23 protein-coding genes and 1 pseudogene are annotated in these 23,815 nt (G+C 57.8%); 14 read left to right on the plus strand and 10 right to left on the minus strand.

The genetic code is table 11. From position 1 onward, the window contains the following. Positions 1-148: 148 nt before the first annotated feature. On the plus strand, positions 149-919 hold the full coding sequence (locus ACGK9W_RS01410; RefSeq protein ID WP_175497333.1) for an EAL domain-containing protein: 771 nt from the start codon (positions 149-151) through the stop codon (positions 917-919). A 29-nt stretch (positions 920-948) separates the two neighbouring features. After that, positions 949-1,305: a hypothetical protein gene (locus ACGK9W_RS01415; protein ID WP_227499699.1), complete on the plus strand. Its 357-nt coding sequence runs from the start codon at positions 949-951 to the stop codon at positions 1,303-1,305. A gap of 3 nt (positions 1,306-1,308) precedes the next feature. Here the strand turns inward: ACGK9W_RS01415 and ACGK9W_RS01420 are convergent, their stop codons facing one another. Beyond that, positions 1,309-2,202, minus strand: a complete 894-nt coding sequence (locus ACGK9W_RS01420) for a LysR family transcriptional regulator (RefSeq protein WP_104270190.1) — start codon at positions 2,200-2,202, stop codon at positions 1,309-1,311. A 153-nt stretch (positions 2,203-2,355) separates the two neighbouring features. Here ACGK9W_RS01420 and ACGK9W_RS01425 point away from each other — a divergent pair, with 153 nt between their 5' ends. The 5 genes from ACGK9W_RS01425 to ACGK9W_RS01445 all read left to right on the plus strand — a co-directional run bounded on the left by ACGK9W_RS01425 (position 2,356) and on the right by ACGK9W_RS01445 (position 7,152). Further along, a complete protein-coding gene (locus tag ACGK9W_RS01425) occupies positions 2,356-3,567 on the plus strand; it encodes an acyl-CoA dehydrogenase family protein (RefSeq protein WP_405418829.1) in 1,212 nt (403 codons plus the stop codon). 172 nt (positions 3,568-3,739) lie between these two features. Continuing rightward, positions 3,740-4,558 (plus strand): SDR family oxidoreductase, encoded by an 819-nt coding sequence (locus tag ACGK9W_RS01430; RefSeq protein WP_053114653.1) that lies wholly within the window; start codon positions 3,740-3,742, stop codon positions 4,556-4,558. A 52-nt stretch (positions 4,559-4,610) separates the two neighbouring features. Beyond that, positions 4,611-5,675: a phosphotransferase family protein gene (locus tag ACGK9W_RS01435; RefSeq protein WP_008176102.1), complete on the plus strand. Its 1,065-nt coding sequence runs from the start codon at positions 4,611-4,613 to the stop codon at positions 5,673-5,675. After that, the gene (locus ACGK9W_RS01440; protein ID WP_405418832.1) at positions 5,675-6,364 is read left to right on the plus strand and encodes a histidine phosphatase family protein; all 690 of its coding nucleotides are present in this window, start codon (positions 5,675-5,677) and stop codon (positions 6,362-6,364) included. The genes ACGK9W_RS01435 and ACGK9W_RS01440 overlap by 1 nt, the downstream gene beginning before the upstream one ends. 17 nt (positions 6,365-6,381) lie before the next feature. After that, positions 6,382-7,152 (plus strand): SDR family oxidoreductase, encoded by a 771-nt coding sequence (locus tag ACGK9W_RS01445; protein ID WP_008176098.1) that lies wholly within the window; start codon positions 6,382-6,384, stop codon positions 7,150-7,152. A 71-nt stretch (positions 7,153-7,223) separates the two neighbouring features. Here the strand turns inward: ACGK9W_RS01445 and ACGK9W_RS01450 are convergent, their stop codons facing one another. Further along, positions 7,224-8,102, minus strand: coding sequence for a DUF6279 family lipoprotein (locus ACGK9W_RS01450; protein ID WP_008176096.1), 879 nt, complete (start codon positions 8,100-8,102; stop codon positions 7,224-7,226). Positions 8,103-8,297: 195 nt separating this feature from the next. On the opposite strand from ACGK9W_RS01450, the pseudogene ACGK9W_RS01455 reads away from it, so the two are divergent. Together ACGK9W_RS01455 and ACGK9W_RS01460 are read left to right on the plus strand one after the other, a co-directional pair. Then, a pseudogene (locus ACGK9W_RS01455) lies at positions 8,298-8,486 on the plus strand (DUF2798 domain-containing protein). A gap of 155 nt (positions 8,487-8,641) precedes the next feature. Next, a complete protein-coding gene (locus ACGK9W_RS01460; protein WP_008176092.1) occupies positions 8,642-9,682 on the plus strand; it encodes a fasciclin domain-containing protein in 1,041 nt (346 codons plus the stop codon). A 64-nt stretch (positions 9,683-9,746) separates the two neighbouring features. On the opposite strand, the gene dacB is transcribed toward ACGK9W_RS01460, so the two are convergent. Then, positions 9,747-11,303, minus strand: a complete 1,557-nt coding sequence (gene dacB, locus ACGK9W_RS01465) for a D-alanyl-D-alanine carboxypeptidase/D-alanyl-D-alanine-endopeptidase (RefSeq protein WP_405418835.1) — start codon at positions 11,301-11,303, stop codon at positions 9,747-9,749. Between the two features lie 329 nt (positions 11,304-11,632). Between dacB and ACGK9W_RS01470 the strand changes: the two genes are divergently transcribed. The 4 genes from ACGK9W_RS01470 (at position 11,633) to ACGK9W_RS01485 (ending at position 14,711) form a co-directional block, all read left to right on the plus strand. Beyond that, positions 11,633-12,106 carry a sterol desaturase family protein gene (locus ACGK9W_RS01470; RefSeq protein WP_041645015.1) on the plus strand — a complete coding sequence of 158 codons (474 nt, stop codon included), beginning with the start codon at positions 11,633-11,635 and terminating at the stop codon, positions 12,104-12,106. A gap of 32 nt (positions 12,107-12,138) precedes the next feature. Continuing rightward, positions 12,139-12,909, plus strand: a complete 771-nt coding sequence (locus ACGK9W_RS01475; RefSeq protein WP_053115543.1) for a glutathione S-transferase N-terminal domain-containing protein — start codon at positions 12,139-12,141, stop codon at positions 12,907-12,909. A gap of 192 nt (positions 12,910-13,101) precedes the next feature. After that, on the plus strand, positions 13,102-14,037 hold the full coding sequence (locus ACGK9W_RS01480) for an aldo/keto reductase (RefSeq protein WP_104270196.1): 936 nt from the start codon (positions 13,102-13,104) through the stop codon (positions 14,035-14,037). Next, on the plus strand, positions 14,034-14,711 hold the full coding sequence (locus ACGK9W_RS01485) for a hypothetical protein (protein WP_405418838.1): 678 nt from the start codon (positions 14,034-14,036) through the stop codon (positions 14,709-14,711). Before ACGK9W_RS01480 ends, ACGK9W_RS01485 begins: the two co-directional genes overlap by 4 nt. Here the strand turns inward: ACGK9W_RS01485 and dkgB are convergent. Next, positions 14,680-15,489, minus strand: a complete 810-nt coding sequence (dkgB, locus tag ACGK9W_RS01490; RefSeq protein ID WP_405418840.1) for a 2,5-didehydrogluconate reductase DkgB — start codon at positions 15,487-15,489, stop codon at positions 14,680-14,682. The genes ACGK9W_RS01485 and dkgB overlap by 32 nt on opposite strands. Positions 15,490-15,610: 121 nt before the next feature. Between dkgB and ACGK9W_RS01495 the strand changes: the two genes are divergently transcribed. Beyond that, positions 15,611-16,024 (plus strand): GFA family protein, encoded by a 414-nt coding sequence (locus ACGK9W_RS01495; protein ID WP_405418841.1) that lies wholly within the window; start codon positions 15,611-15,613, stop codon positions 16,022-16,024. On the opposite strand, the gene ACGK9W_RS01500 is transcribed toward ACGK9W_RS01495, so the two are convergent. The 6 genes from ACGK9W_RS01500 to ACGK9W_RS01525 all read right to left on the minus strand — a co-directional run bounded on the left by ACGK9W_RS01500 (position 16,018) and on the right by ACGK9W_RS01525 (position 23,788). After that, a complete protein-coding gene (locus ACGK9W_RS01500; protein WP_062785473.1) occupies positions 16,018-17,139 on the minus strand; it encodes a PQQ-dependent sugar dehydrogenase in 1,122 nt (373 codons plus the stop codon). The two genes, ACGK9W_RS01495 and ACGK9W_RS01500, sit on opposite strands and share 7 nt — an antisense overlap. A 251-nt stretch (positions 17,140-17,390) precedes the next feature. Then, a complete protein-coding gene (locus tag ACGK9W_RS01505; protein WP_405418843.1) occupies positions 17,391-18,212 on the minus strand; it encodes a (2Fe-2S)-binding protein in 822 nt (273 codons plus the stop codon). Next, positions 18,199-20,229, minus strand: a complete 2,031-nt coding sequence (fhuB, locus tag ACGK9W_RS01510) for a Fe(3+)-hydroxamate ABC transporter permease FhuB (RefSeq protein WP_405418844.1) — start codon at positions 20,227-20,229, stop codon at positions 18,199-18,201. Before fhuB ends, ACGK9W_RS01505 begins: the two co-directional genes overlap by 14 nt. Further along, complete coding sequence (locus ACGK9W_RS01515; RefSeq protein ID WP_405418846.1) at positions 20,219-21,154, minus strand: ABC transporter substrate-binding protein; 936 nt, start codon at positions 21,152-21,154, stop codon at positions 20,219-20,221. Before ACGK9W_RS01515 ends, fhuB begins: the two co-directional genes overlap by 11 nt. Beyond that, positions 21,144-21,917, minus strand: coding sequence for an ABC transporter ATP-binding protein (locus ACGK9W_RS01520; protein WP_219122951.1), 774 nt, complete (start codon positions 21,915-21,917; stop codon positions 21,144-21,146). The genes ACGK9W_RS01515 and ACGK9W_RS01520 overlap by 11 nt, the downstream gene beginning before the upstream one ends. A 68-nt stretch (positions 21,918-21,985) precedes the next feature. Continuing rightward, positions 21,986-23,788: an ABC transporter ATP-binding protein gene (locus ACGK9W_RS01525; protein WP_092030234.1), complete on the minus strand. Its 1,803-nt coding sequence runs from the start codon at positions 23,786-23,788 to the stop codon at positions 21,986-21,988. Between the last annotated feature and the right edge of the window lie 27 nt (positions 23,789-23,815).

Here is a 23,815-nt window from a genome sequence, read left to right on the forward strand (position 1 = left end):
CAGTTTAGTCATGTAGGCAGGGGATGCCACCGTTTGACACGCTTTAACCAGAAAGTGGTTTTACCGGGGAGGGGATCGCGGCTATATTGGGTGAAAAATACGCCATATAAACATAGCAAAACCGCCAGAAGTGAATTCAGGAGTTGAAGTGAACCAACCCGCCGTACTGTTTGACGAGTCTCGTTGCGAGCAATGTGCATGTGGAGAGGGGTTGGATTTTTCCTTTACCTTCGCGTTCCAGCCCATTGTTGACGTTCTCAACAAATCTGTTTACGCCTACGAGGCGCTGGTGCGAGGCACCGAGGGTCAGGGGGCGATGAGTGTCCTCTCGAAGGTAACCGAGCAGAATCGCTACGCCTTCGATCAGGTTTGTCGGGTCAAGGCGGTCAAGCTTGCCGCCAGGCTGAACATGGAGCCGATGCTCAGCATTAATTTTATGCCCAACGCGGTGTACCGGGCCGAGTACTGTATTCGCACGACCCTGGCGGCTGCCAAGACCTACAATTTTGATACCCGGAAAATCATTTTCGAGCTTACTGAGGACGAACAACTGACCTCCACATCTGTCGACCACCTCGTGTCGATTATCGAGGCTTATCAGGAGATGGGTTTCAGCACAGCCATTGATGATTTCGGGGCCGGTTTCTCACGGTACAATGTCATGATGGCCAGTCCGCCCGATCTGTTGAAGCTGGATATGGCATTGATCCGTGATATTGATCGGCAGCCGAACAAGCAGGCCGTTGTTGCAGGCATCATTACCATGATGACTCAGCTTGGCGGCCAGATCATTGCTGAGGGCGTCGAAACCAAGGAAGAATACTTCTGGTTGCGCTCCCAGGGGATCAATCTCTACCAGGGCTATCTATTCGCCAAACCGGGGTTCGAGTGCCTCCCGGAGCCCGTGTTTCCGGCCTGACGGGCCTCTAAACTGACAGGAACGACACCTTGCTATACCGAATGATCACCATTGTCGGCGGACTGGTTTTTGTCATCATCCTGTTCGCTCTGATCTGGTTTTTCTGCAAGAAATTTCTTGAGCACCACGGTGTCACCGACCAGGTCAAAGACCGGGCCATGGTTCTGGCCACCTGGACCTTTGCCGGTATCAGCGTCGGACTGGTATTCGCGGTGGTTGGTGCATTTGTCCTGGGCCCCTGGGCTTTCTACCGAACCCTGAGGGGCCACGATGTGGAGATATCCGATGGTGCCGCCGTCTGGTGGGGCCTCGGCATCGTAATGGCGTCCCTGGGGATCACGGCTATCGGATTCTTCGGTTTCCTGATGGTGGTTGGCGCCTACTGAGGCTCAACTGATTGCCTTCAACTGCTCCCGGAACCAGATCAGCGCCGGCTCCCGCTCGTAAGCCTTGTGCCAATACAGGTGCACGTCGATAGACGGCAGGTCCGCCGGCGGATCCATAATCCGGATGTTGGCCCGCTCGGCGATAATTCTGGCGTAAGCTTCCGGCATGGTCAGCAGCAGATCGGTCTCTTCCACCACTCTGCAGGCGGCATAGTAGTGCTGACACCGCAAGCGGATACTCCGTTGTACCCCCAGTCGCGATAGTTCAAAGTCCTCAATCCCGGGTCCTTCGGTCCGCGAGGATACCAGCACGTGTTTTGCGGACAGGTACCCTTCCATATCCAGCGACTCTGTTGCCAGCGGGTGCCCCTCCCGGGCCAGAACCACCAGACGGTCGCGCCTCAGGAGTTCGTGGGACGTCTGGTTACTCACGGGCAACAGCACATCCACGGCAAAATCCAGTTTGCCGGCCGCCAGTTGCGTCTCCATGTCGCGCCTCGCGATCCTCTGGCTGACAATTTCCAGTTCCGGATAGGCGTCCAGGCGCGCCATCAGGCGGGGCAGGAAGGTCGATTCCAGAATGTCACGTAGCCCGAGCGAATAGGTTTTACGCTGGGTGGCCGGATCAAAGGCATGAAACTGGTTTACCGCGCCCTGGATCTGGGTGAGCCCCGGTCGCATGGACTCAAGGAACCGCCGGGCCAGTGGTGTTGGCACCATCTGGTTGCCCTGACGGGTAAACAGGGGGTCGTCAAAATGGTCCCTTAGCCTCGACAGGGAATGACTGACAGCCGGCTGAGTGAGATGCAGTGACTTGGCTGCACGAGTCAGGCTTCCCTCCCGGTAGATGGTGTCGAACACGTGCAACAGGTTCAGGTCCAGGCGGTTGAGGGCCATGAGCGGGATCCGTTTCTGGAGAATTTGAATAAGTTTGGTTAATAATAAACGATAAGAATAATTCAGTCGCGTAATAGTTAAGTTATCCCTAGACTGGTCTCAACGTGATGATTCCGTGCACGCCACCGTGCAACCGTTAGCGAGGAGACGGCGATGGATTTCAATATTTCCGAGAAAGGCCAGGATTATCTCAACCGCGTGAAGCAGTTCATGAAGGATGAGATTTTTCCCATCGAAGAGCAGTACCACAAGGAGCTTGCCTCACTGGATAACCGCTGGGTTGTGCTTCCGATCATCCGGGAGCTGAAGGAGAAAGCCAAAGCCCAGGGCCTATGGAACATGTTCTTCCCGGACGAAAAATACGGCTGCGGCCTGCTGAACTCCGACTACGCACTGATTGCCGAGGAAACCGGGCGCAGCTTTATTGCGCCGGAGATCTTCAACTGCAACGCGCCGGATACGGGCAATATGGAAGTGCTGATTCACTACGGCTCTGAGGAGCAGAAAGCCGAGTGGTTGCCGCGGCTGCTCAGTGGTGAGATTCGCTCCGCCTTCTGCATGACCGAGCCGGCGGTAGCCTCCTCCGATGCCACCAATATGGAAGCCACCGCCGTTATTGAAGGCGACGAAGTTGTTTTGAACGGTCGCAAATGGTGGAGTACCGGCATCGGACACCCTGATTGCAAGGTTGCCATCTTCATGGGGCTGACGGATCCCGATGCCCACAAGCACCGTCGCCACTCGATGGTGCTGGTGCCGCTGGATACCCCGGGGGTCAAGATCGAGCGTATGCTGCCGGTATTCGGTGAATACGACGAGCCTTATGGCCACGGCGAGGTTCTGTTCGACAACGTCCGGTTGCCCAAGAGCGCTTTCATTGCCGGTCCGGGCCGCGGGTTCGAGATCGCCCAGGGTCGCCTTGGGCCGGGACGAGTTCACCATTGCATGCGGGCCATCGGCGCAGCGGAGCGCACGCTGGAGATTCTGATCAAGCGGGCAACGACTCGTGAGGCCTTCGGGCGTCCGATCGCCAAGCTGGGCGGCAATCCGGATATCATTGCCAATGCCCGCATGGCCATTGAGCAGGCGCGTCTGCTCACGCTGAAATGCGCCTGGGCACTGGATACGAAGGGCATCATGGGGGCGCTTCAGGAGGTCTCCATGATCAAGGCGGTGATTCCGTCCATGTTGCAGAACATTGTGGATCAGGCCATTCAGATTCACGGTGGTGCCGGAGTCAGCGACGATGACTTCCCGCTGACTCAGTTGTTCGCCTATGCTCGTGTCTTGCGTCTGGCCGATGGGCCTGATGAGGTACATCGGGCTATGGTTGCCCGGTTGGAGCTCCGGAAGTACAAGAACTGATAGCTCGGTGTTGGAGCGGGCGGGGCTGGCCTTCTGAAACACGCTGTGAATACGTCCATGTACGCTTGGCTACGCCATCCATGGCTCCGCACAGTTTCAGAAGGCCAGCCCCGCCCACTCTCGTATACCTGTGAGTTAAGCTGACTAAAAATTCGATACAACGGGAATCACCATGACACAGAGAGTATTCATCACGGGTGGCGCAAGCGGACTTGGCCGAGCCATCGCACTGCGTTATGCCAAAGAAGGCGCCAAAGTTTGCATCGGCGACATTAATCCGGAGCAGGGTGTTGGCGTTGAGAAAGAGATTACCGCAGCCGGAGGCGAGGGCTACTTCGTTGAGTGCGATGTTCGACGCCTGACCGATTTCGAAAAGGTACGCGATGATCTTGTGAAGAAATGGGGTGGCGTTGATGTGGTGGTGAACAACGCTGGCGTTGCCTCTGCCGGTTCCATTGAAGATACCACCATGGCGGATTGGGAGTGGATTCTCGATATCAACGTGCTGGGTGTGGTTCGCGGCTGCAAGGCGTTCACGCCGCAGTTCAAGCAGCAGGGCTCCGGGGCATTTGTGAATGTGGCCTCCATGGCCGGGCTGATGCTGGCGCCGTTGATGGATAGCTACAATGTGACCAAGGCCGGGGTAATTGCCCTGTCTGAAACCCTGAGCCAGGAACTTCGGGATGCCGGTATTCATGTGAGCTGTGTATGCCCGGCATTTTTCCAGACCAATCTGACCAGCAGCATGCGTTCAGATATCCCCGGCATTCAGCAGAACGTGAACAAGCTGATGAAGCGCTCCACGGTAACCGCCGAGGACGTGGCCGAGGATATTTTCCGGTCGGTCAACAACAAGAGCTTCTGGGTACTGCCCCACGCCAAGGAGCGCCGCATGTGGATGCTCAAACGCCATGCGCCCAAGGCTTTCGACTGGCTGATGCATCAGGAAAGCAAGCGCTGGATGAGCAAGATGGGTGGCAGCAAGGCCTGAATGCGCGGTTTTTTTACTGTTTTAAACTGAAGATTCAAAAGGAGAGTCCTGAATGACCCAGATCGACGAGGCCGTGGACATCCGGGAAGGCGAGGAGCTGGACACTGGCGCCGTAGACCGGTTCATGAAAGAGGCGATCCCGGATCTGCAAGGCGAGCCAGAGATTCGTCAATACCCGGGTGGCGCCTCAAACCTGACCTATCAGGTGGATTACGGCGACCGGTCCTACGTCTTGCGCCGGCCGCCGTTTGGCAAGATTGCCAAGTCTGCCCACGACATGCTGCGTGAGGCGAAGGTCATGCGGGCGCTCAAACCGGTTTATCCCTACGTACCCAACATCATTGCCATTTGCGATGATCACGACGTGCTGGGTTGCGATTTCTACGTGATGGAACGGTTGAAGGGCATTATCCTGCGCCAGGACTTTCCCAAGGATTTCGAGCTCAGTGAAGCCGATACCCGTAAGCTTTGCCTGAACGTGATCGACAAACTGGTGGATCTTCACCGTGTGGATGCCAAGGCAGCAGGCCTGGACAAGCTGGGCAAGGGCGAGGGCTACGTTCAGCGCCAGATTGGCGGTTGGAGCGACCGTTTCCGCAAGGCCCGCACCGACGATGTGGGTGACTTTGAGCAGGTAATGAGCTGGCTCAATGACAAGATGCCCGACGACATTGCCCAGGTGGTGATCCACAATGATTTCCGCTTCGACAACGTGGTGCTGAACCCGGACAACCCGTTCGAGGTTATTGGCGTACTGGACTGGGAGATGGCCACCATCGGTGATCCGCTGATGGATCTTGGAAACAGCCTGGCCTACTGGATTGAGGCGGACGACGAAGGCCCGTTCCAGATGCTGCGCCGCCAACCGACCCATCGCCCGGGCATGCTTACCCGCAAGGAAGTGGTGGCATATTACATGGAGCAGTCCGGCTTCAAGGTCGACAACTTCGACTTCTATGAGATCTACGGCCTGTTCCGGCTGGCAGTGATCATCCAGCAGATCTATTACCGTTTCTACCATGGCCAGACCAAGGACAAGCGTTTCGCCGCCTTTGGCCATGCCGCTAATTATCTCGAAAAGCGCTGCCAGCGGTTGATTGCGGAGAGCTCCCTGTAATGGCGACGATTTATCTGGTTCGTCACGGCCAGGCCAGTTTCGGGAAAGAAAACTACGATCAACTGTCTCCCACGGGCTGGGAGCAGGGTAGGGTGCTTGGCCGCTGGCTGGCGGGCAAAGTGGAACCGGCAGCGGTTTTCGGAGGCGATCTGGAACGCCACCGGGAAACCGTTGAAGCCATCGCCACCGGGTACGGATCCAAACTGCCCGATATGCAGGTGGTTCCCGGCTTCAACGAGTTTGATCACACCACTGTGGTGGCCCGGTACCGCCCGGAGTGGAGTGACCGCGCGGTGATGGCGCGGGACCTCAAGGCGTTTCCCAAACCGGCCAAAGCGTTCCAGGAGGCCTTTGTGCACGCGGTGCATCGCTGGGCCTCGGGCGAGTTTGACCACGAGTACGAGGAAAGCTGGCCGGACTTCAAGGCCCGCGTTATGGCGGCCTTCGAGGAAATGATTGACTACGCCGATGGCGGCGATGTGCTGGTGGCGACCTCCGGCGGGCCGATTTCCGTGATCGCCCAGCACCTGCTCGGTCTTGATGACGCCCGGGCACTCGGTCTGAACGAGGTGATCGCCAACACCAGTGTGTCGCGGGTCCTTTATTCAGGCCCCCGGCGCAGCCTGGCCGTTTTTAATAACTACAGCCACCTGGAAGCGGATGATCCCGCCCTGGTGACATTCCGATAGCGAATTGAGGTGAACGAATGAGCAGCAAGAATCTGTTTGATCTGACTGGCAAGGTTGCCCTGATTACCGGTGCCAGCCGCGGCATTGGCGAGAGTATTGCCCGGACTCTGGCCGAGTATGGCGCCCACGTGATCGTAAGCAGCCGCAAGATTGACGGTTGCGAGGCCGTTGCCAGCAGTATCCGGGATGCCGGTGGTAGCGCCGAAGCCTACGCCTGCCATATTGGTGATATGGACCAGATTGAAAGTATCTGGGGGCACATTGAGCAAACCCACGGCAAGTTGGACATTCTGGTGAACAACGCTGCCGCCAACCCTTACTTCGGGCCGGTAGAGGACACCGACCTGGGAGCGTTCAACAAGACCGTGGATGTGAATATCCGGGGCTATTTCTTCATGTGCGCCCGTGGCGCCCAGATGATGAAGAAAGCCGGTGGCGGCTCGATTGTGAACGTGGCGTCCGTGAACGGTGTAAATCCGGGCCACTACCAGGGCATCTACTCGGTCACCAAGGCCGCCGTGATTTCCATGACCAAGTCCTTTGCCATGGAGCTGGGTCAGCAGAAAATCCGCGTGAATGCGCTGCTGCCAGGGCTGACCGATACCAAGTTTGCCAGCGCCCTGACTACGAACGAAGCCATTAAGAAGCAGGCGATGGCTCACATACCCATGAAGCGGGTGGCGGATCCAAGTGAAATGGCGGGTACTGTGTTGTACCTGGTTTCCAATGCTTCCAGCTATACCACAGGCGCTTGCATCAACGCCGATGGTGGTTACCTGACGATCTAAGTGTAGTCTCAGGGCAGGCAGGGGCCAGATGAAAGTCTTCATCCGGCCCCTGGTTCAATTCGTCCGGGATATCAGGCCGGTGAGCAGGTCAATGCTTCAAAGTCGTTGTTGAGCTCTACTGCCCGATTCTGCAGATGGGCCAGTGTTGTGTTGTCACCCGCCAGGATCAGATCATGCATCAGGGACGCCATGGCTACGCGACTCTCCGCCATCATGGCTTTGTAGGCCTCTCCCCGCACTTCCTCGGAATTGAGAATCAGATATTCCAGTTCCGCCTCGAACGTGGGCTCGTCTCTTCCTTCCAGTATTTCCAGTAGTGCCACTTGCCAGTTCCTGCGGCCCTGCAGCCAGATTTCAGTCTGGGCGCCTCGATTGGCTGACCATTGCCGCACGATGTTTCGTTGCTCGCTGTTCAGCTCCCCCAGCCAACGTTCGACCCGCTCTGCGGTTCTGTCGGCCCGGGCCTCGGCTGTCGCCTCCGGGGAATCGGCCAGGAATTCTTCTTCCATTTCCCGCTGGCTTTGCGCCATGTTGTCCGCCAACTCCTGTACCTGTTCATCGCTCAGGCTGGAGAGAAGGTTTGTTGCGACCGGGGTTGCCCGTTCCAGAAGACTCGGGAAGAAACTGAAAAGCTGCTGCTGATGGTATTCGACAGTGGCCTGATCGGGCGGGTTGTTAGATACGTCAGACTCGAGTTCATCCAGCCAGGCCTGATAACGGGGCAGCTCGGCACTGCAATGCCACTGTCGTAGTTGTGCAATATCGTTGTTGAGTTGCTGCTTCTGGTCGGCGGTAAGCGAAACATAATCCTCAACCCACCATACGATTCCCCAGTCCGCATATCGATAAGCTACCTTGGTCGAACTGCAGCCAACCAGACCAAACGCCAGCACTAGAATGAGAACAAAGGATTTGGCAAAACTGTTTGCGCTCTCGTGACCGGTATCCATGGCTCACCTGTCCTGGTAAAAAGGCGTATCGAAAAAGGGTTGCAAGCTCACTATCATTCGGCGCTTATTGGTTAACAGTGTACGACATATCACGCCTTTCAGATGCTGCTCCGAGGAACGCTGGAGCACTGTTCAGGAGAAGTCATGAGCAAAATGAGACTTTCACGTCTACACCAGCTGATCTTCGGCTTTTACATGTCCGGAATCATGTCCCTGCTGATGTCCGGAGTGATCACTTTCATCAATACGGGCATCGACAGTGAGTTCCACTACAGATAGGAGCCGGCTTTCCTGGTCGCCTGGGCCGTTGCTTTCCCTCTGGTAACCTTCATCGCTCCGCTTGCCGGGAAGATGACCGAGTTCACCATTCGCAGACTTCACTGACTGCGTACAGATGTAAGCTTAAATGTTAAAAGATGCAAATCCGTTCTTTCTGACTCCCCGTACATGCATTGACGCATGATTCAAGGACTGAATTTGTGCAGGTTCGAACCACTCAAATCCTGGTAAACAACCTCTACAAGTGGGGAGTTGAAACAATGAATACAAAATACGCTTTACCGATGGTTTTGGCGGGCAGTGTTATGCTGTCCGGGTGTTGGCTTGATGACGATGATAACGACTCAGCAGATGCTGCAACGCAAACTATTCTGGAAATCGCCGTTGAAAATGAAAACACGACGATCCTTGAAGAGGCCGTTCTTGCAGCAGACCCGACTATCGCTGAACTACTTGGTGGAGATGACGAGTTAACCGTGTTCGCGCCGACAGACGCTGCCTTTCAAGCTCTGTTAGATGACTTGGGTATCACGGCTGAAGAGTTGTTGGCCAACACAGCGTTATTAAACGCGGTTCTGCCTTACCACGTGCTCGCAACGTCAGTAGGTGAAGTGAAGGCAGACTCTGCTATTAGCGTCGCTCAAAACGCTCCTGCAGAAAGTCTCGTTCCAACAGTGAACGGTAAAGACGTCGCGCTTTCAATTTCTGAGGAAAGTGGTGAAAACGTATTATACGTAAACACCTCTCGAGTAACGGTAACTGATGTCGATGCGACTAATGGTGTTATTCACCTAATCGACAAAGTACTTCTTCCCCCACCGAGCGATCTCAGTGATACAGATTCAACGATTGCGGAGATCGTAACGGCGCTCGCAAACGCTGAACAAGATGCTGAGTTCACAATTCTGCTAGATGCACTCCTAGAAGCAAGCGGAAGAATGGGCGCTACCGATCTGGTCGCTGCAGCCTCGGACCCGGATGCGGCCTTGACTGTGTTCGCGCCAACAGATGCCGCCTTTGCAACGTTGTTAGCTGATCAGGGTCTTACGGCAGAGCAATTGCTTGCCAGCCCAGATCTGCCAGGCATTCTCGAGCAACATATTCTCGGAACAACGATAGACTCTCTCACGGCATACGCTTCGAATGGCGGTACGGTAGCGAACCTGGCTGGCACCACTTTGAACGTTGATATACAAAACAACGCTCTGGTTATCGAGGGCAGCAACGTCACCGAAGCCCAAGTTGAGGCGTCCAACGGCGTGATTCATGTGATCGACAAAGTGATTTTTGCAGTCGACTAGTAGTCGAAGCATTGTTTCGTTGCTCAAAGCATGACTGCTGGGCCGGCTGTTTCAGCCGGCTTTTTTATTGAATACTGGTATCAGAAGTGCCGGAAGATGCATGTGAAATCGCAGTCCCGGTCGGCGGCCGGAAATGCAGCGAATACAGAATCCGGTCCAGCACGGCCTGGCCATTCCAGGCCGGATCATTATTGACCATGCCTACGACGGCCCAGGTGGTGTTATTTGAGTCGCGGGTGAATCCGGCGATCGACCTTACGTTTTCCAGATAACCCGTCTTTATGCGCCCTTCGCCGTCCATGCCGGTATTGCGCAGGCGGCGTGCCATGGTTCCATCCATCGCAATAATGGGCATGGAGGCCATCAGGTCTGCCGAGTAAGAGCTGTTCCAGGCATGTTGCAGGATCTGTGCGCCCTGGCGGGCGGTAATGCGGCCGTGTCGGGTGAGACCGGCGCCGTTGTCGATCACCATGCCGGCGGTGTTAATGCCTTTGTCTTCGAGCCAGTCATAGATCACACGAATGCCGGCAACCCGGTCATCGTTCTCATCTTCCAGGCGGTTCTCGGCGCCAATGGTGAGCAGCAGCTGGCGCGCCATGACGTTGCTGCTCCACTTGTTGATGTCTCTCACCATGGTTACCAGGTCTGGCGAGGTGGTTTTCATCACCAGCCGTGCATCTTCCGGCGTGACTCCGTTCAGATCGCCGCCCGAGACCACGACCCCGAGGTCTGCCAGCAAGGAACGGATCAACGAGGCGCTGTACTGCTCATGGGGCAGCAGCGACAGGTAGGTGGTGCTCCGGCAGCCCTGGGGCAGCTCGCCGGTTACCCGCACAGTCACCCGATGGTCTTCATGAATTATGGGCTCCCATTCGAAGTTTCGTCGCGACGGGCAGGGGCCCTCGGCGGTGGCAACCACGCGGTTGTCGATGACCACTTCGCCCAGGGAAGGCGTGCTCCAGGCCTGGGTGCCGCGCTCGTCGGCGCGCACCTGGAAGTGCATCAGGTTCAGATTGGTCAGGTAGGCGGAAGGTTCTACCAGGAAGGGCGCGTGGGGGTTATCGCCGTTGTCTTCGAACGCAGGAAAACCACCGTCTACCTGAAAGTAGGTGCCATCAAGAATCAGGTCGCCCTCAATTCTGGTAATTCCCATGCTGCGAAGCTCACCCAGTGTGGTCCAGAGGCGTTCAATAGTGAGCTTGGGATCGCCTCCGAAGCGGACGTAGAGATTACCCTTGAGAGTGTCGCCGACCATGACACCGTCGGTCAGGAAATCGGTATCCCAATGGTGGTTGGGCCCGAGAACCTCCAGCGCCGCAAAGGTTGTCACCAGCTTCATGATGGAACCGGGGCTCATCAGCGCATCGGCATTGATGTACTGATTGATGCCGGGCCCATTCAGCGGAATGGCGGCCATGCTCATGGCGTCTTCATTTTGGAGGGACTTGAGCGCGTAATCCTGAAGCTGGTTCGTCCAGAGGCGATTTCCCGAGAAACCGGAATTATCGTCTTCGGCGACCACAACGGACGGGGTGGTAATCACGGCAAGGGCCGTGAGGGATGCCAAAAGAGACCGTCTGAATCCAGAACCTGTTTTTTCTCTACTTTCAGAACGCCGCATACCCGGGGCTACCATGATCGCTATCCAGTGAGTTCCTATAGTCCAACAATAGCCCATCCTGCCGGTTTGTACTATGCAGAAAAGCTCTACATGACGTTAAAAAATGGCAGTAGTGTCGTTGTTTGTATTGAACTTTTGTGACGCGATGTAAGTGCCCTTGCGAATCATGGAGTTAGGTGGATAAAAATTAACCTTCGGGTTGTCAATGACTTTTCTATCGGATTTATGGGTGCTTTTTCCGGCGTTTGAGTCATGGAATTCGCGGCCAAAAAGGCGTTTCCTGATGAATGTGTAACCAAGTGTTCCGAAAACAATAAAAGGAGGACACCATGATTGGTATTCCACTGGGTCTTTTGACCGCCAATGGCGTGGAATGGGTATTCCATAAACACGTTCTTCATGAGCTGGGCCGGAACCGGGCAAGTTTCTGGTCGTTTCACTGGCACGATCATCACCGAAATGTCCGGCGAAATGGCTTCCTGGATGACGACTATCGCAGACCGCCCCTGACCTGGAATGCCCAAACCAAGGAGGTGGCTGCCCTCGTTGCGGGGGCTGCAGCAGTCACCCCGCTGCTGCCATTCGCACCCTTTTTTGTGGGTACTCTCTACTACAGCGCCTGGAATTACTACCGGGTACATAAGCGCTCACATCTGGACCCGGAATGGGCGAGAAAGAACTTGCCCTGGCACTATGATCATCATATGGGACCCAACCCCAATGCCAACTGGTGCGTGACCAAACCCTGGTTTGATCACATCATGGGTACCCGGGAGCCAATGGAAAATCGTCAGATTGCGTGATAATGGCGTGGTCTCCAAAAAAAGGTTTGTTTATGTCGAATATGCTTTCTCATAACGTCCACGTGCTGGGCTCGGTCGCCACATCGTCGCTCACTGCCTGGCGTGGTTGCCTGGTGGTAAAAAATGTTCCCCAGCCGGAAAAGCCGATCGTGCTCTATGACATGGAAGGCTGTCCGTACTGCCGTCGCGTTCGTGAAGCCCTGACTGCCCTTAATCTGGATGTGGAAATCCGGCCCTGCCCGAAGGGCGGGTCGGTTTTCCGGGCCCAGGCGGAAGCGCTGGGAGGCCGCCAACAGTTCCCTTTGCTGGCGGACCAGAACACGGGCACGGTCATGTACGAATCCGAGGAGATCATCGAGTATCTGTTCCGGCAATATGCCGGCCGGTCGGTACCGTCCTACTATCGTGGTCGGGTCTGGCAGCCGGTCCTGGGCTCTGTAGCCTCGGTAACCAGCGCCATGCGGGGGCTGAGGGTCAGCCAGGGCAAGCGGCCGGAGCAGCCGTTGCACCTCTGGAGTTTCGAGGGGAGCCCGTTTTCACGTTTGGTGCGTGAGCGGCTGTGCGAGCTGGAAATTCCGTATACCTTGCACAACCTCGGGAAGGAGCACTGGACAGAGATCGGGCCAGCGAAGCAGCGCATCAAGCCGGGGCCTTATACGCCGATTCCCGGTGGCAAGCGGGATGCGTTTTTCCAGGTGCACAAGCGGGTTCAGGTGCCCTATCTTGAAGACCCCAATACCGGGGAAGGCCTGTTCGAGTCTGCCCGTATTCTGAAATATCTTGATGCCCACTACGGGAACTGAGTTGTTGGTAAGACTGTCAGCCATGTAGCTGCCGCCCGGGTGGGTCATCCCTTCTCCAGACACGCCGTAAATACTTCCATGTAGGCTCGGTCGGGCCATCCGTGGCCCTCCACGGTCTGGAGAAGGGATGACCCACCCGCGCTGTTTGAGCATCATGCTATTCGCACTGAAATTTCTGTCAGTGGGGGCGCTATGGCGAATCAGATTACTCGAAGGAAGTTCCTGATCAGTTCCGGCCTCGCCGGAATTGCTCTCAAAGCCCCGATGCTGTTCGCAAACACATCGGGAAGCACTGCATTATCTCCCACCATGCGCCGGATTCCCGGCACAGACGAATCCATCCCTGCAATCGGTATGGGCACCTGGATCACCTTCAACGTTGGTGGTGACGAACAATTAATCACCCAGCGCACTGAGGTTTTGAAAACCTTTTTCGAGCTCGGCGGCACGGTGGTCGATGGCTCGCCGATGTATGGCAGCGCTGCAGATGTAATGGGCGAGGCGCTGAACGCTCTGGACGGCCACGACCGGATTTTTGCAGCTACCAAGATCTGGACCGGCGATGAATCAGCAACCCGGGCGGAGGCGGCGCGTTCGAGCAGGCGTTGGGGCGTTGACCGGTTCGATTTGTTGCAGGTGCACAATCTGTTGGGGTGGCAGGGGCATCTTGAAACGCTCAAGCAGATGAGGGCGAACGGTGAGGTTCGGTATATCGGCATCACCACATCCCATGGTCGCCGGCATCGGGAATTCGCGCAGATTATGGAGCGGGAGCCTCTGGATTTTGTGCAGCTGACCTACAACGTTCTGGACCGGGAGGTTGAGGACCGGCTGCTGCCATTGGCCCAGGAGCGCGGAATCGGGGTGATCGTCAATCGTCCATTCCAGGGCGGTTCGCTGTTTCGGCGATTCCAGTCGGAGCCACTGCCCGATTGGGCCGGGGAGGCCGGTGTTGGCAACTGGGCGGAGTTTTTCCTCAAGTACATTATTTCCCACCCGGCGGTGACCTGTGCCATTCCGGCGACCAGTAAGGTCGAGCACATGAAGGAAAACATGGGGGCGATGTACGGTACATTGCCTGATGCCAGCCAGCGCCAGCGGATGGCGGGTTACGTGAGGTCGCTGTGAGTGGGGCTGATTGGCTGAGCTACTCGCTACAGGATTTTGTGATGTTCGGGCCGCAGGTGTTTCTGCGGCTGTTTGTCCGGATCAACCAGGATCTATGGCCCTGGCAGTTGCTGGCGGTAGTGATCGCTATTTTTATACCGGTGCTGATCTCCAGACAGAACAGGGCGGCACGGCGTTTGGCCGTCGGCCTGATGTCGCTTGCCTGGATAGTCAGCGGTTACGGGTTTCTGGTGGGCTATTTCGGCCCCATTAACTGGCCGGCGGCGTGGTTTGGGTGGGCCTTCGTGGCCCAGGGCGCGTTGCTTGCGGCTGCCGTGTTTTCAGGCGGCGTTCATGACAGCAGGCTAGCGATCGGAAGACTTGCCGTACTCTGGCTGCTTGCTGTCTGTGTCTTGCCCTGGTTGGCAATGGCTGATTCCGGCCAGTGGGAGGCCGTCGGATTGTTTGGCGTAGCACCCGGCACCACCGCAGCTGCCGGCGCGCTCGCTCTGGCACTCGTGACCAGGACCTGGCGCTGGGTCTACCTGCCGCTGCTGGTGTTGTGGAGTCTGTTCAGTGCCGCCCTCTTATGGGTGCTTCAGACCTGGTGGTTGCTTGTCGCCCCGGTGACTACGCTCTTGCTGGTTGGAGCCGGGTTCTGGCTCAGTCCCACGACGGCGCAAAGTCCGGATTAGCGATGCGTTCGTTACGGTCCAGTTCGTCAATCGCGTGGATTTCCTCCTCGCTCAATTCAACCTCCAGCGCCTCCAGGTTAGCCTTCTGGTGGCCGGGCCGTGTTGAGGAGGGGATCGGCACAACGCCTCTCGATGCCACCCAGGCAATAGCCACCTGGGCCGGCGTCAGGTTTCTCTCAGCGGCAATGCGCTGCAGAGTTTCGTCCTCCATCACCTTTCCGACTGCCAGCGGCATATAGCCGGTCACGGTAATGCCAAGCTTCCTGGAATGGTCCACCACCTTGCGGTTGGCCAGGAACGGATGCACTTCTACCTGGTTGGTGAAGATGGGCGTGTCGCCAAGTATGGCTTTTGCCTCATCCATCTGGGCACAGGTAAAGTTCGAAATGCCGATGTGTTCTGCCAGACCCTCGCGCTGGGCATCCCTCAAGGCACCCAGATACTCCTTCATGGGCACTTCGTCACCGGGCGATGGCCAGTGGATCAGCGCCAGATCCACATGGTCGGTTTTGAGCCGTGCGAGGCTGTCATGGAGGCTGTTGATCAGGTCACTCGCGTGCAGCTGGTCGTGCCAGATTTTGGTGGTCAGGAAAATTTCCCGGCGCGGAATACCACTGGAGGTAATGCCATCACCAACTTCAGCTTCGTTTCCATACATCTGGGCAGTATCGATATGGCGGTAGCCCAGGGACAGGGCGCTCTTGACGGCATCACGGGCGTCGTTGCCCTTGAGCCGGAACGTTCCCATGCCGATCTTCGGAAGTGCGCTGAATGACATAATGTCCTCCTTAGCGAGTAGTGTGTTCTTAAAGTGGTGCCGGCAGACTGGTTCTTCAAGTGGTCGCCGGGTATCATCGCGCCTGAATCAACCTCTGAGCCGAACCAGTGAGGCCCGCACCATGTACACCGGTCGTTGCCTGTGTGGCGATATCTGTTTTGAATACGATGGCCCTATCGGCCCGGTTGCCCTGTGCCACTGCAGCCAGTGCCGGCGCGCCCACGGTAGCGCGTTCTCGGCCAGCGCGCCGGTGCAGAAGGTGAGGTTCCGGTTCGTAACCGGCGAAGACAGGATTACCGAGTTCGAATCGCGTCCCGGCAAGTACCGGGGCTTCTGCAGCCGTTGCGGCAGCCAGCTTTACAGCCGTGTTGACGCCATCCCCGGCATACTGCGTCTGCGGGTTGGCTGTATCAACGAACCCCTGGGCAAGGGGCCGGCCCAACATGTGTTTGTGGGCTCAAAATCCGACTGGTTCGATATTACCGACGAGCTGCCACAGTTCGAAAAGACTGAACGAACCAACGATCCTCACTGAAGCGGTACCATCCGATAGACCTTGCCCCTTGGTGAATCTGTCAGTAACCACAGGGCGCCGTCAGGGCCCATGCGTACGTCACGAATACGCTCGCCGAGATCGGTCAGCAGATCTTCCTCTTCTGTCACTTTGCCATCCTGAATGCGCAGGCGAACCAGCTTGCGCATTTTGAGTGCTCCCACGAACAGATCCCCCTGCCATTCCGGGAACAGGTCACCGGTATAAAACGCCATGCCAGATGGCGCAATGGACGGATCCCAGTAATGAAGTGGCTGGGCCATGCCTTCCTTTTCGGTCTCGTCAGTGATGGGCAGGCCAGAATAGTCGATGCCGAAGGTAATTGTCGGCCATCCGTAATCGGTTCCTGCCCGGATGATGTTGATTTCGTCGCCACCTCGGGGACCATGTTCGTGGCTCCATATTTCGCCCGTTTCCGGGTGGATCGTCATGCCCTGGATATTGCGGTTACCGGTTGTATAGAAGGTATCGTTAACGCCGCTGGTGTCGAGGAAAGGATTGCCGGGCGCGGGACCGCCGTCAGTCGTAATTCGGTGAACGCCACCGGCATCATCACCATTGTCCTGGGCCCGGTCCATCTCGCCGCGGTCTCCAACGGAGATGTAAAGATTGCCTTCCCGATCAAATTCCATCCGACCTGCAAAGTGCCTGCTGGTGTTCGAGCGGGGTAGCGCTTCAAAGATGACGTCAACGCCGGTAAGGCGCTCTCTGTCCAGTCGGGCGCGTGCCACGCGGGTGGTCATGCCGTCCCGGTTTCGATGGGCATAGCTCAGGAACAGAATCTGATTCTGTTCGAAATCCGGGTGCAGAATCACGTCCAGCAGCCCGCCCTGGCCGGATACCACGAGCTCTGGTAGCCCGCTGATAGGGGTGCTCAACAGCGCACCGTTACGGATCATTCGCAGCTGTCCTTCCCGCTCCGTCACCAGCATGGAGCCATCCGGCAGGAACGCCAGGCTCCAGGGATGCTCGAGGCCTTGTGCAATGGTCTCGAGCCGGAAATCGGTTTTGTCGGAGGAAAAGGTCGGGTTTGCCATGCTGGTAACGGCAACCAGCATTAAACTTCCTGTCAGTACAAGGTGTTTGAGTATACCCATTGGAGCCTCCGTTCCTACCGGTGCCGTGTGAACATTGAGAGTAGCAGTTAAAGCGGGCTTCGCCGAAGCGTGTCCCATTACCCAGAGTATAGGGCTTCCTTTGGATTACAGATCAGTGGCCTTCTATTGAAAATAATAATGATTCGCAATAAAGTAAGGGCCACTGGCTTCACCTCAAACGGGAGAAAAAGGAATGGCACCCGAACAGGAAATGATCGAAGGGTTGAAACTGGCGGCAGTGGCCGGTGTGCTTATTGGCCTGGCTGCCATCGGCCTGGTGTTGTCGTCCGCTCTTGGGGCATGAGAGCGGCGAATCGTTCCTTGCGATGTACGCCACAGGTACCGCAGTAACCGCCCTCCGGCAGCAGGTATTTCAGGCAACACCCCTTTCGCTGGGGGATTGCCGTGGCCTGCTCACCGAACACCGCAGGAATCCAGTCAATAAACTGGTTTGCATCGTTTTGAAATTGCTCCAGCCAGCCTTGCGCCAATTGGCAAAGCGCTTGCGGTTCGACCCGGTTCCACACGGCTGAAAACGGCGCCCCCAGTCCAAGACCTGTACTGCTCCAGTAGGCGCCCGGGCTGACTCCCAGCTGTTGCCGGAAGGCCGGGTACCACCCGGCTGTCAGAGCGCCTGCGGACCGGACAAACGTTTCTTCATCAACCCGCTCCCCGCCCGGCACCTGAAACCATCGGGATACCGTTTGTGTCTGGTCGTGCGCCGGGGCCAGGAATATTCGTTTGGCGTCCGGTAAAGGCGCGTGGCCGTCGCGGAACAGCCTCAGGGTCAGCGGCGCAATCACGCTGAGCGCCAGATCCTGCTGAAGCACAGAAACAAACGCGCGCACGGCCCGGGGCCCGGCGTTGTCAGGGTATTCGATGCCAACCTGGCTGAGCAGTAGCGACGGTTGCTCCAGGCACTGGGCCAGAGAAAAGAGGCCGCTTCGCGCACCAGCTTGCGTTTGGAGAGCCTCGGCAAGAACTGTTTCACCATCCAGCCCTGACTGACTCAGCAGACGGTAGTATTCCCGACCCCGGGGACCGACTCCCGGGTTACGCTCAGGCTCTGCCATGGCGACTCAGCCCCCAGAGGAAATACAGGCCACCGACCAGAGCTGCCAGAAGTCCCGCCGGAAGCTGGTTGGGGTAAACCACAATCCTGGACAGGTAGTCTGCCATGCCGAGCAGAAGACCGCCGGCAAGGGCAGCAACAACGAGCTGCCGCCCAACGGTCTGCTGGCCCAGAACACGGGCCAGGTGGGGTGCAATAAGGCCCACAAAACTCAGTGGGCCGATCACGACCGTCGCCGAAGCGGTCAGCAGCGCTGCCAACAGAAGCAACATCAGACGGACTTTCGTCACCGGCAAGCCCAATGAACTGGCCGATGTTTCTCCCAGGGGAAGAATGCTCAGGGGCCGGATAATCACCAGGAGGCCGGCCGAAATCAGCACAATGAGTGCCAAAAGCCCCAGGGCTTCGACTTCTGAAACCAGCCAGGTGGACCCGTACATCCAGTTGAGAAGCTGCGAGGCGACCGTGCCACCGGAAGCCATGACCAGGCGAAGGCCCGCGTCCATGAACACGTATAACGCGAGCCCGCCAAGCAGGAGCTGGTTGCCGGCAAACCGGTGCTTGCGGGCAAGCATGATCAGCAAACCCAGGGCAGCCGCAGCGCCCAGGGTAGCTGCGCCCAGCTGTCCTGCGCGGCCAATATCGGCACCGAACAGAACGATCAAGACCATGACCACCGCCGCGCCGCCGCTGATGCCGAGCATTTCCGGGCTGGCCATGGGATTGCCGGTCATACGCTGGATCAGTGTGCCCGCAAGGCCGAGGGCCAAGCCGGCAAGAATGGCGGCCAGTAATCTGGGGCCGCGCCAGACCCACGCCTCGTGCCACTGGGCGGTCGGAGTCCAGCTCCATTCGTCCAGTCCCGGAGACCACCCCATGGAGATTACGATGGTGGCCAGCAGAAGAGCCGCTATGACCCCAGCAGTCAGGAAAATAGAGCGCCTCTTTGGCAGGAAACCGGCGGGGCTGTCATCCTGCCCTGGCATATGATGGGTGTTCTTCAAACCCTGCAGGGCCAGCAGGATAATCGGCCCGCCGATCAGGGCGGTGGTCGTGCCGGTTGGCACCAGCGATCCGTCGCCCCAGGTGGATGCCCAATGGGCGAGGGTATCTGCCAGCAACAGCAGACCCGCGCCCAGGAGACTGCTCCAGATCAGGCGTTCAGAGAGGGTGCGAGCGCCCAGCAGCCTTGCCAGCACCGGTGCCGCAAGACCGATAAAGGCCACGACACCGACCCGGCTGACGACGGTAGCACTCATCAGGACCACCAGAAATAGCGCCAGCACCCGAATCAGACCGACCTTGGCACCGAGGGACCGGGCGGAGGTTTGCCCCAGTTGCATGACCTGCAGCGGGCGCATCAACAGGACCATGAATACGCCCAGCACCAGCACCCGGGGCCAGAGTTCCATAAACGGTTGCCAGTTGTTCTGGACCAGCGAACCCGCGCCCCAGATAAACAGGTTCCCCAGCCATTCGCCTTTGAGTAACAGGAACGCCATGTTTACGGCGCCCAGGAAAAAGGTGACAACAAGCCCGGCCAGTATCACTGTGACCGGTGAAAAGCCCAGGCGCCAGGTGAGCGCGATGACCAGCCCGATGGCCAGTAGCCCGCCGGAAACCGCCACAAGGTCTGGACTGAAGGCGAGCAGGCCGGGAAAGAACATGGTCGCCACCGTTATACCGAACTGGCCGCCTGCCTCCACGCCCAGGGTTGTGGGCGAGGCGAGAGGGTTACCGAGGATCTGTTGGGTAACCGCGCCGGCGAGACCAAGACCAAAGCCAATGAGGACTGCAATGGCGACCCGGGGGGCCCAGCTGTAATGGGCCAGTACCGAAGCGTAATCGCTGCCCTCAAACGTCCAGAAGGCGGCGATGAGAGCGCTCGGGTTGAGCTGACCAAGCCAGGGTGCCGCGCTCGCGAGAAATGCGCCACACCAGATCAGTGCTGCCGCCGCTGGTAGCCTTGCTGGCAAGGAAGGTTTTGCGACCGGGTTGTTGGCAGTTTCAGCGTACATTGTCTGATCCTCCTGCCAGCAGGCCTTCGGCGAGTAGTGTCGCCAGTCGCTTGACCGGGAATACCCCGCCAAACGGCCAGACCGGATCAATCTGGTACACCTGATTGCGTTGAACCGGTGGCAGATAAGTCCAGAAAGGGCTGTCGGCCAGGGTGTCAGACAACCCGGGCAGGGTCGGAGAAATCACCACAATCCGGCTGTCCTGATAGGGCGCAATTGCCTCAAGCCCGACGACCGAGAACCCCCAGTAATTCCCGGTATGGGGCCAGGCGTTCTCAAGGCCAAGGGCGTCCAGGCCACTCTGGAAAAGGCCGTTGGATGCGTATACGCGAACGTGGCGGTCGTCCAGAAAGTTTACGAGTGCTACCGGTCGTTCGGTGAGGCCGGCATTTTCAAGACGACGGCGTTGGGTCTGAAGTGTCTGGTCAATGTCGTTAAGAACTGCCTTTGCGCGTTCCTCCCGGTTCAGCATCTCACCGAGAGTTGTAAGCATACCGCTGGCCTTTTCGAACGGTCGGGAGCCCTGCTTGTAAACGCTGACAACATAGGTGGGCGCAATACGCTCTAACAGGTTGGCTGCGGGCGCCATCTCGGAGCTGGTGACGATCAAATCCGGTTTGAGCTCGGCAATGGCTTCCAGACTTGGCGCGACGCGGGTGCCGATGTTGGCGACTCCCTCTGGCAGTTCCGGTTCCCTGACCCAGACGTTATAGCCATCCCGATCAGCAACGCCGATGGGCGTGACACCGAGTAACAAAAGCGCCTCGGTGGCGGCCCAGTTGAGAGCGATCACGCGTTCCGGAGTCTTGTCCAGGGTCAGGGTGCCCTGTTCGTGGTGCCAGCTTGCAGCGCCGGCAAAGACCGGCAGCAGACTCAGCAGCAGCGCCGCGCCGTATCGCCAGCAGCGTTCAGACCTAATGAACATAGGAGACCCACTGTCCGGGCGCGCGCTCCATCACGCCCATGGGCACGCCATATATGGATTCCAGAATGCCGGAATCCATGATTTCCCGGGGGCTGCCATCGGCAACCAGTTGCCCGGACTTTAGAGCGACCAGACGGTCGCAGAACCGGGCCGCCAGATCCACGTCGTGCAGCACCACGATAACCGTAAGATCCCGCTGCTCGGCGAGACGATGCACCAGACGCAGGGTTTCCACCTGATGTTTCACATCCAGGGCGGATATGGGCTCATCCAGCAGCAGGCATCGTGTTTGCTGGGCCAGCAGCATGGCAATCCACGCGCGCTGGCGTTCACCACCGGAGAGCGTGTCGACAGAGCGATGCTGGAACTGGCCGAGTCCGGTGTCCTCAATGGCCCGGGTGATCAGCCGGTGGTCTTCCTCGTTATAGCGTCCCAGCGGTCCGCGCCAGGGGTAGCGCCCCAGGGCAACCAGCTCGCGAACCGTCAAACCGTCGGTTCCCGGCGGATGCTGGGGCAGGTAGCCCACATTGCGGGCAAATTCCCGTGCACCCGTGCTCCGGAAGGATTTGCCCAGAAGCCGGACATTGCCGGTTGAGGGTGCAAGCTGGCGGGCAAGCACCTTGAGCAGAGTGGACTTGCCGGAGCCGTTATGCCCGAGCAGGGCTGTTACCTCACCCTCACCGAAACCGAGGTTCAGGTTCTGAAGTATGGTGGTGTCGCCAATGCGGACATCAAGATTGGAAACGTCGAAGAAAACAGGCATGCAGGCTCCCGAAATGCTGAGGGTCTGCAGAATAATTTAAATGCGAATCACTATCAATATATATTGCGTTAAATGGCTGCCTGTATTTGCCCGGTCTGCACACGCCATTGGTTGGCATAAGCGCCGTCCTGGTCCAGCAGCTCCCGGTGAGTTCCCTGTTCCAGCACTTTGCCGCCTTCGATGACCGCGATGGAGTCGGCATCAACGATGGTGGAGAGCCGATGGGCAATCATGATCACGGTCCGGTTATGGCCGATACGCTTCAGTGACCGCTGGATGGCGGCTTCTGTTTCGTTGTCCACCGCGCTGGTGGCTTCATCAAGCACCAGTATCGGCGGATTTTTCAGCAGTGCACGGGCGAGGGACAGTCGCTGGCGCTGTCCCCCGGACAGACGAACGCCCCGTTCGCCCACCGGTGTGTTCATGCCCTCGGGCAGCGCTTCAATAAACGACCAGGCTTCCGCGGTTTTCGCTGCATCTATGATCTCGGTATCGGACGCCGCCGGATTTCCATAGGCAAGGTTTTCCCGAATGGTGCCCTCGAACAGGTAAACATCCTGACTCACCAGCCCAATTGCGCCGCGCAGGGATTGCAGGCTGAGATCCCGAATGGGTTGTCCATCGATTCGGATTTGGCCGTTGCTCGGATCGTAGAACCGCAGCAACAACTTGATCAGAGTGGATTTGCCGGAACCGGTTGCGCCGACCAGCGCAAGGGTATTGCCAGCTGGCACGGTCAGGCTGATATCCCGGATTCCTGCGCCGCTGGAGGGATAGTGAAAGCTTACTTTGTCCAGCTCAACATCGCCTTTCACCGGCTCTGCCAGTGCCTTGCCACCCTCGTCTCGCACGTGCACGGGCTCGGCCAGAAGGTCCAGAATCCGACGGGTGCTTGCCATGGCCCGTTCGAACAGATCAATCACTTCGGCAAGCCCGGTCAGGGGCCACAGCAAGCGCTGGGTAAGAAAGACCAGAACGCCATAGGCACCCACGTTCAGGTTTCCTTCAAGGGCCATCATGCCCCCCACCGTGAAGGTGGCCAGGAAGCCGGCCAGAATGGCCATCCGGATCACCGGAATAAACGCAGAGCTGATGCGGATGGCCCGGCGGTTGGCCTCCACGTAGGCTTCGCTGCTTTCTTTCAGACGCTTTGCCTCTCGCTGTTCAGCGGTAAAGCTCTTGATGGTGGCGATGCCGCCCAGATTGTTGGCCAGCCGGCTGGACAGGTCACCAACTTTTTCACGAACGTCGGCGTAGAGCGGCCCCGCTTTGCGCTGGAAGTAGAAGGCGCCCCAGATAATCAGGGGAATGGGGGTGAATGCGAGCAGGGCAATGAGCGGCGAGAGCACGAAGAATACGGCGCCGACGGCAACCACGGTCACCAGCACCTGAATCATGGCGTTGGCGCCGCCGTCGAGGAAGCGCTCGAGCTGGTTGACGTCGTCGTTCATGGTGGCCACCAGCTGGCCGGAGCTGCGAGCCTCGAAGAAACTCATGTCGAGGCGCTGGGCATGTTCGTAGGCATCCTGTCGGAGGTCCGACTGCAAACGCTGGGCCAGGTTGCGCCACAGGATCTGGAACAGGTATTCGAACAGGGATTCGCCGGCCCAGATAAAAAAGGTGAGTACGGCCAGAATGGTGATCTGTTCCTGGGCGGTTTCAAAACCGAGGCCAGCCACAAAGCTCTCTTCCTGGTTGACGACCACATCAATGGCGACACCGATCAGGATTTCCGGGGCAATATCAAAGAGTTTGTTGATGATCGAGCAGGTGGTGGCAGCGATGATCTGTCGGCGGTATCCCCGGGCGTATCTCAGCAGGCGGGCCAGGGCAGCAAAGCTGCTGGTGGTTTGGTGGCTGTGTGAGGACATACTCCGCTTCTCTCCCTTGAATCAGGC

The sequence above is a fragment of the Marinobacter flavimaris genome, from assembly GCF_045057155.1.
Lineage (GTDB): Bacteria > Pseudomonadota > Gammaproteobacteria > Pseudomonadales > Oleiphilaceae > Marinobacter > Marinobacter manganoxydans.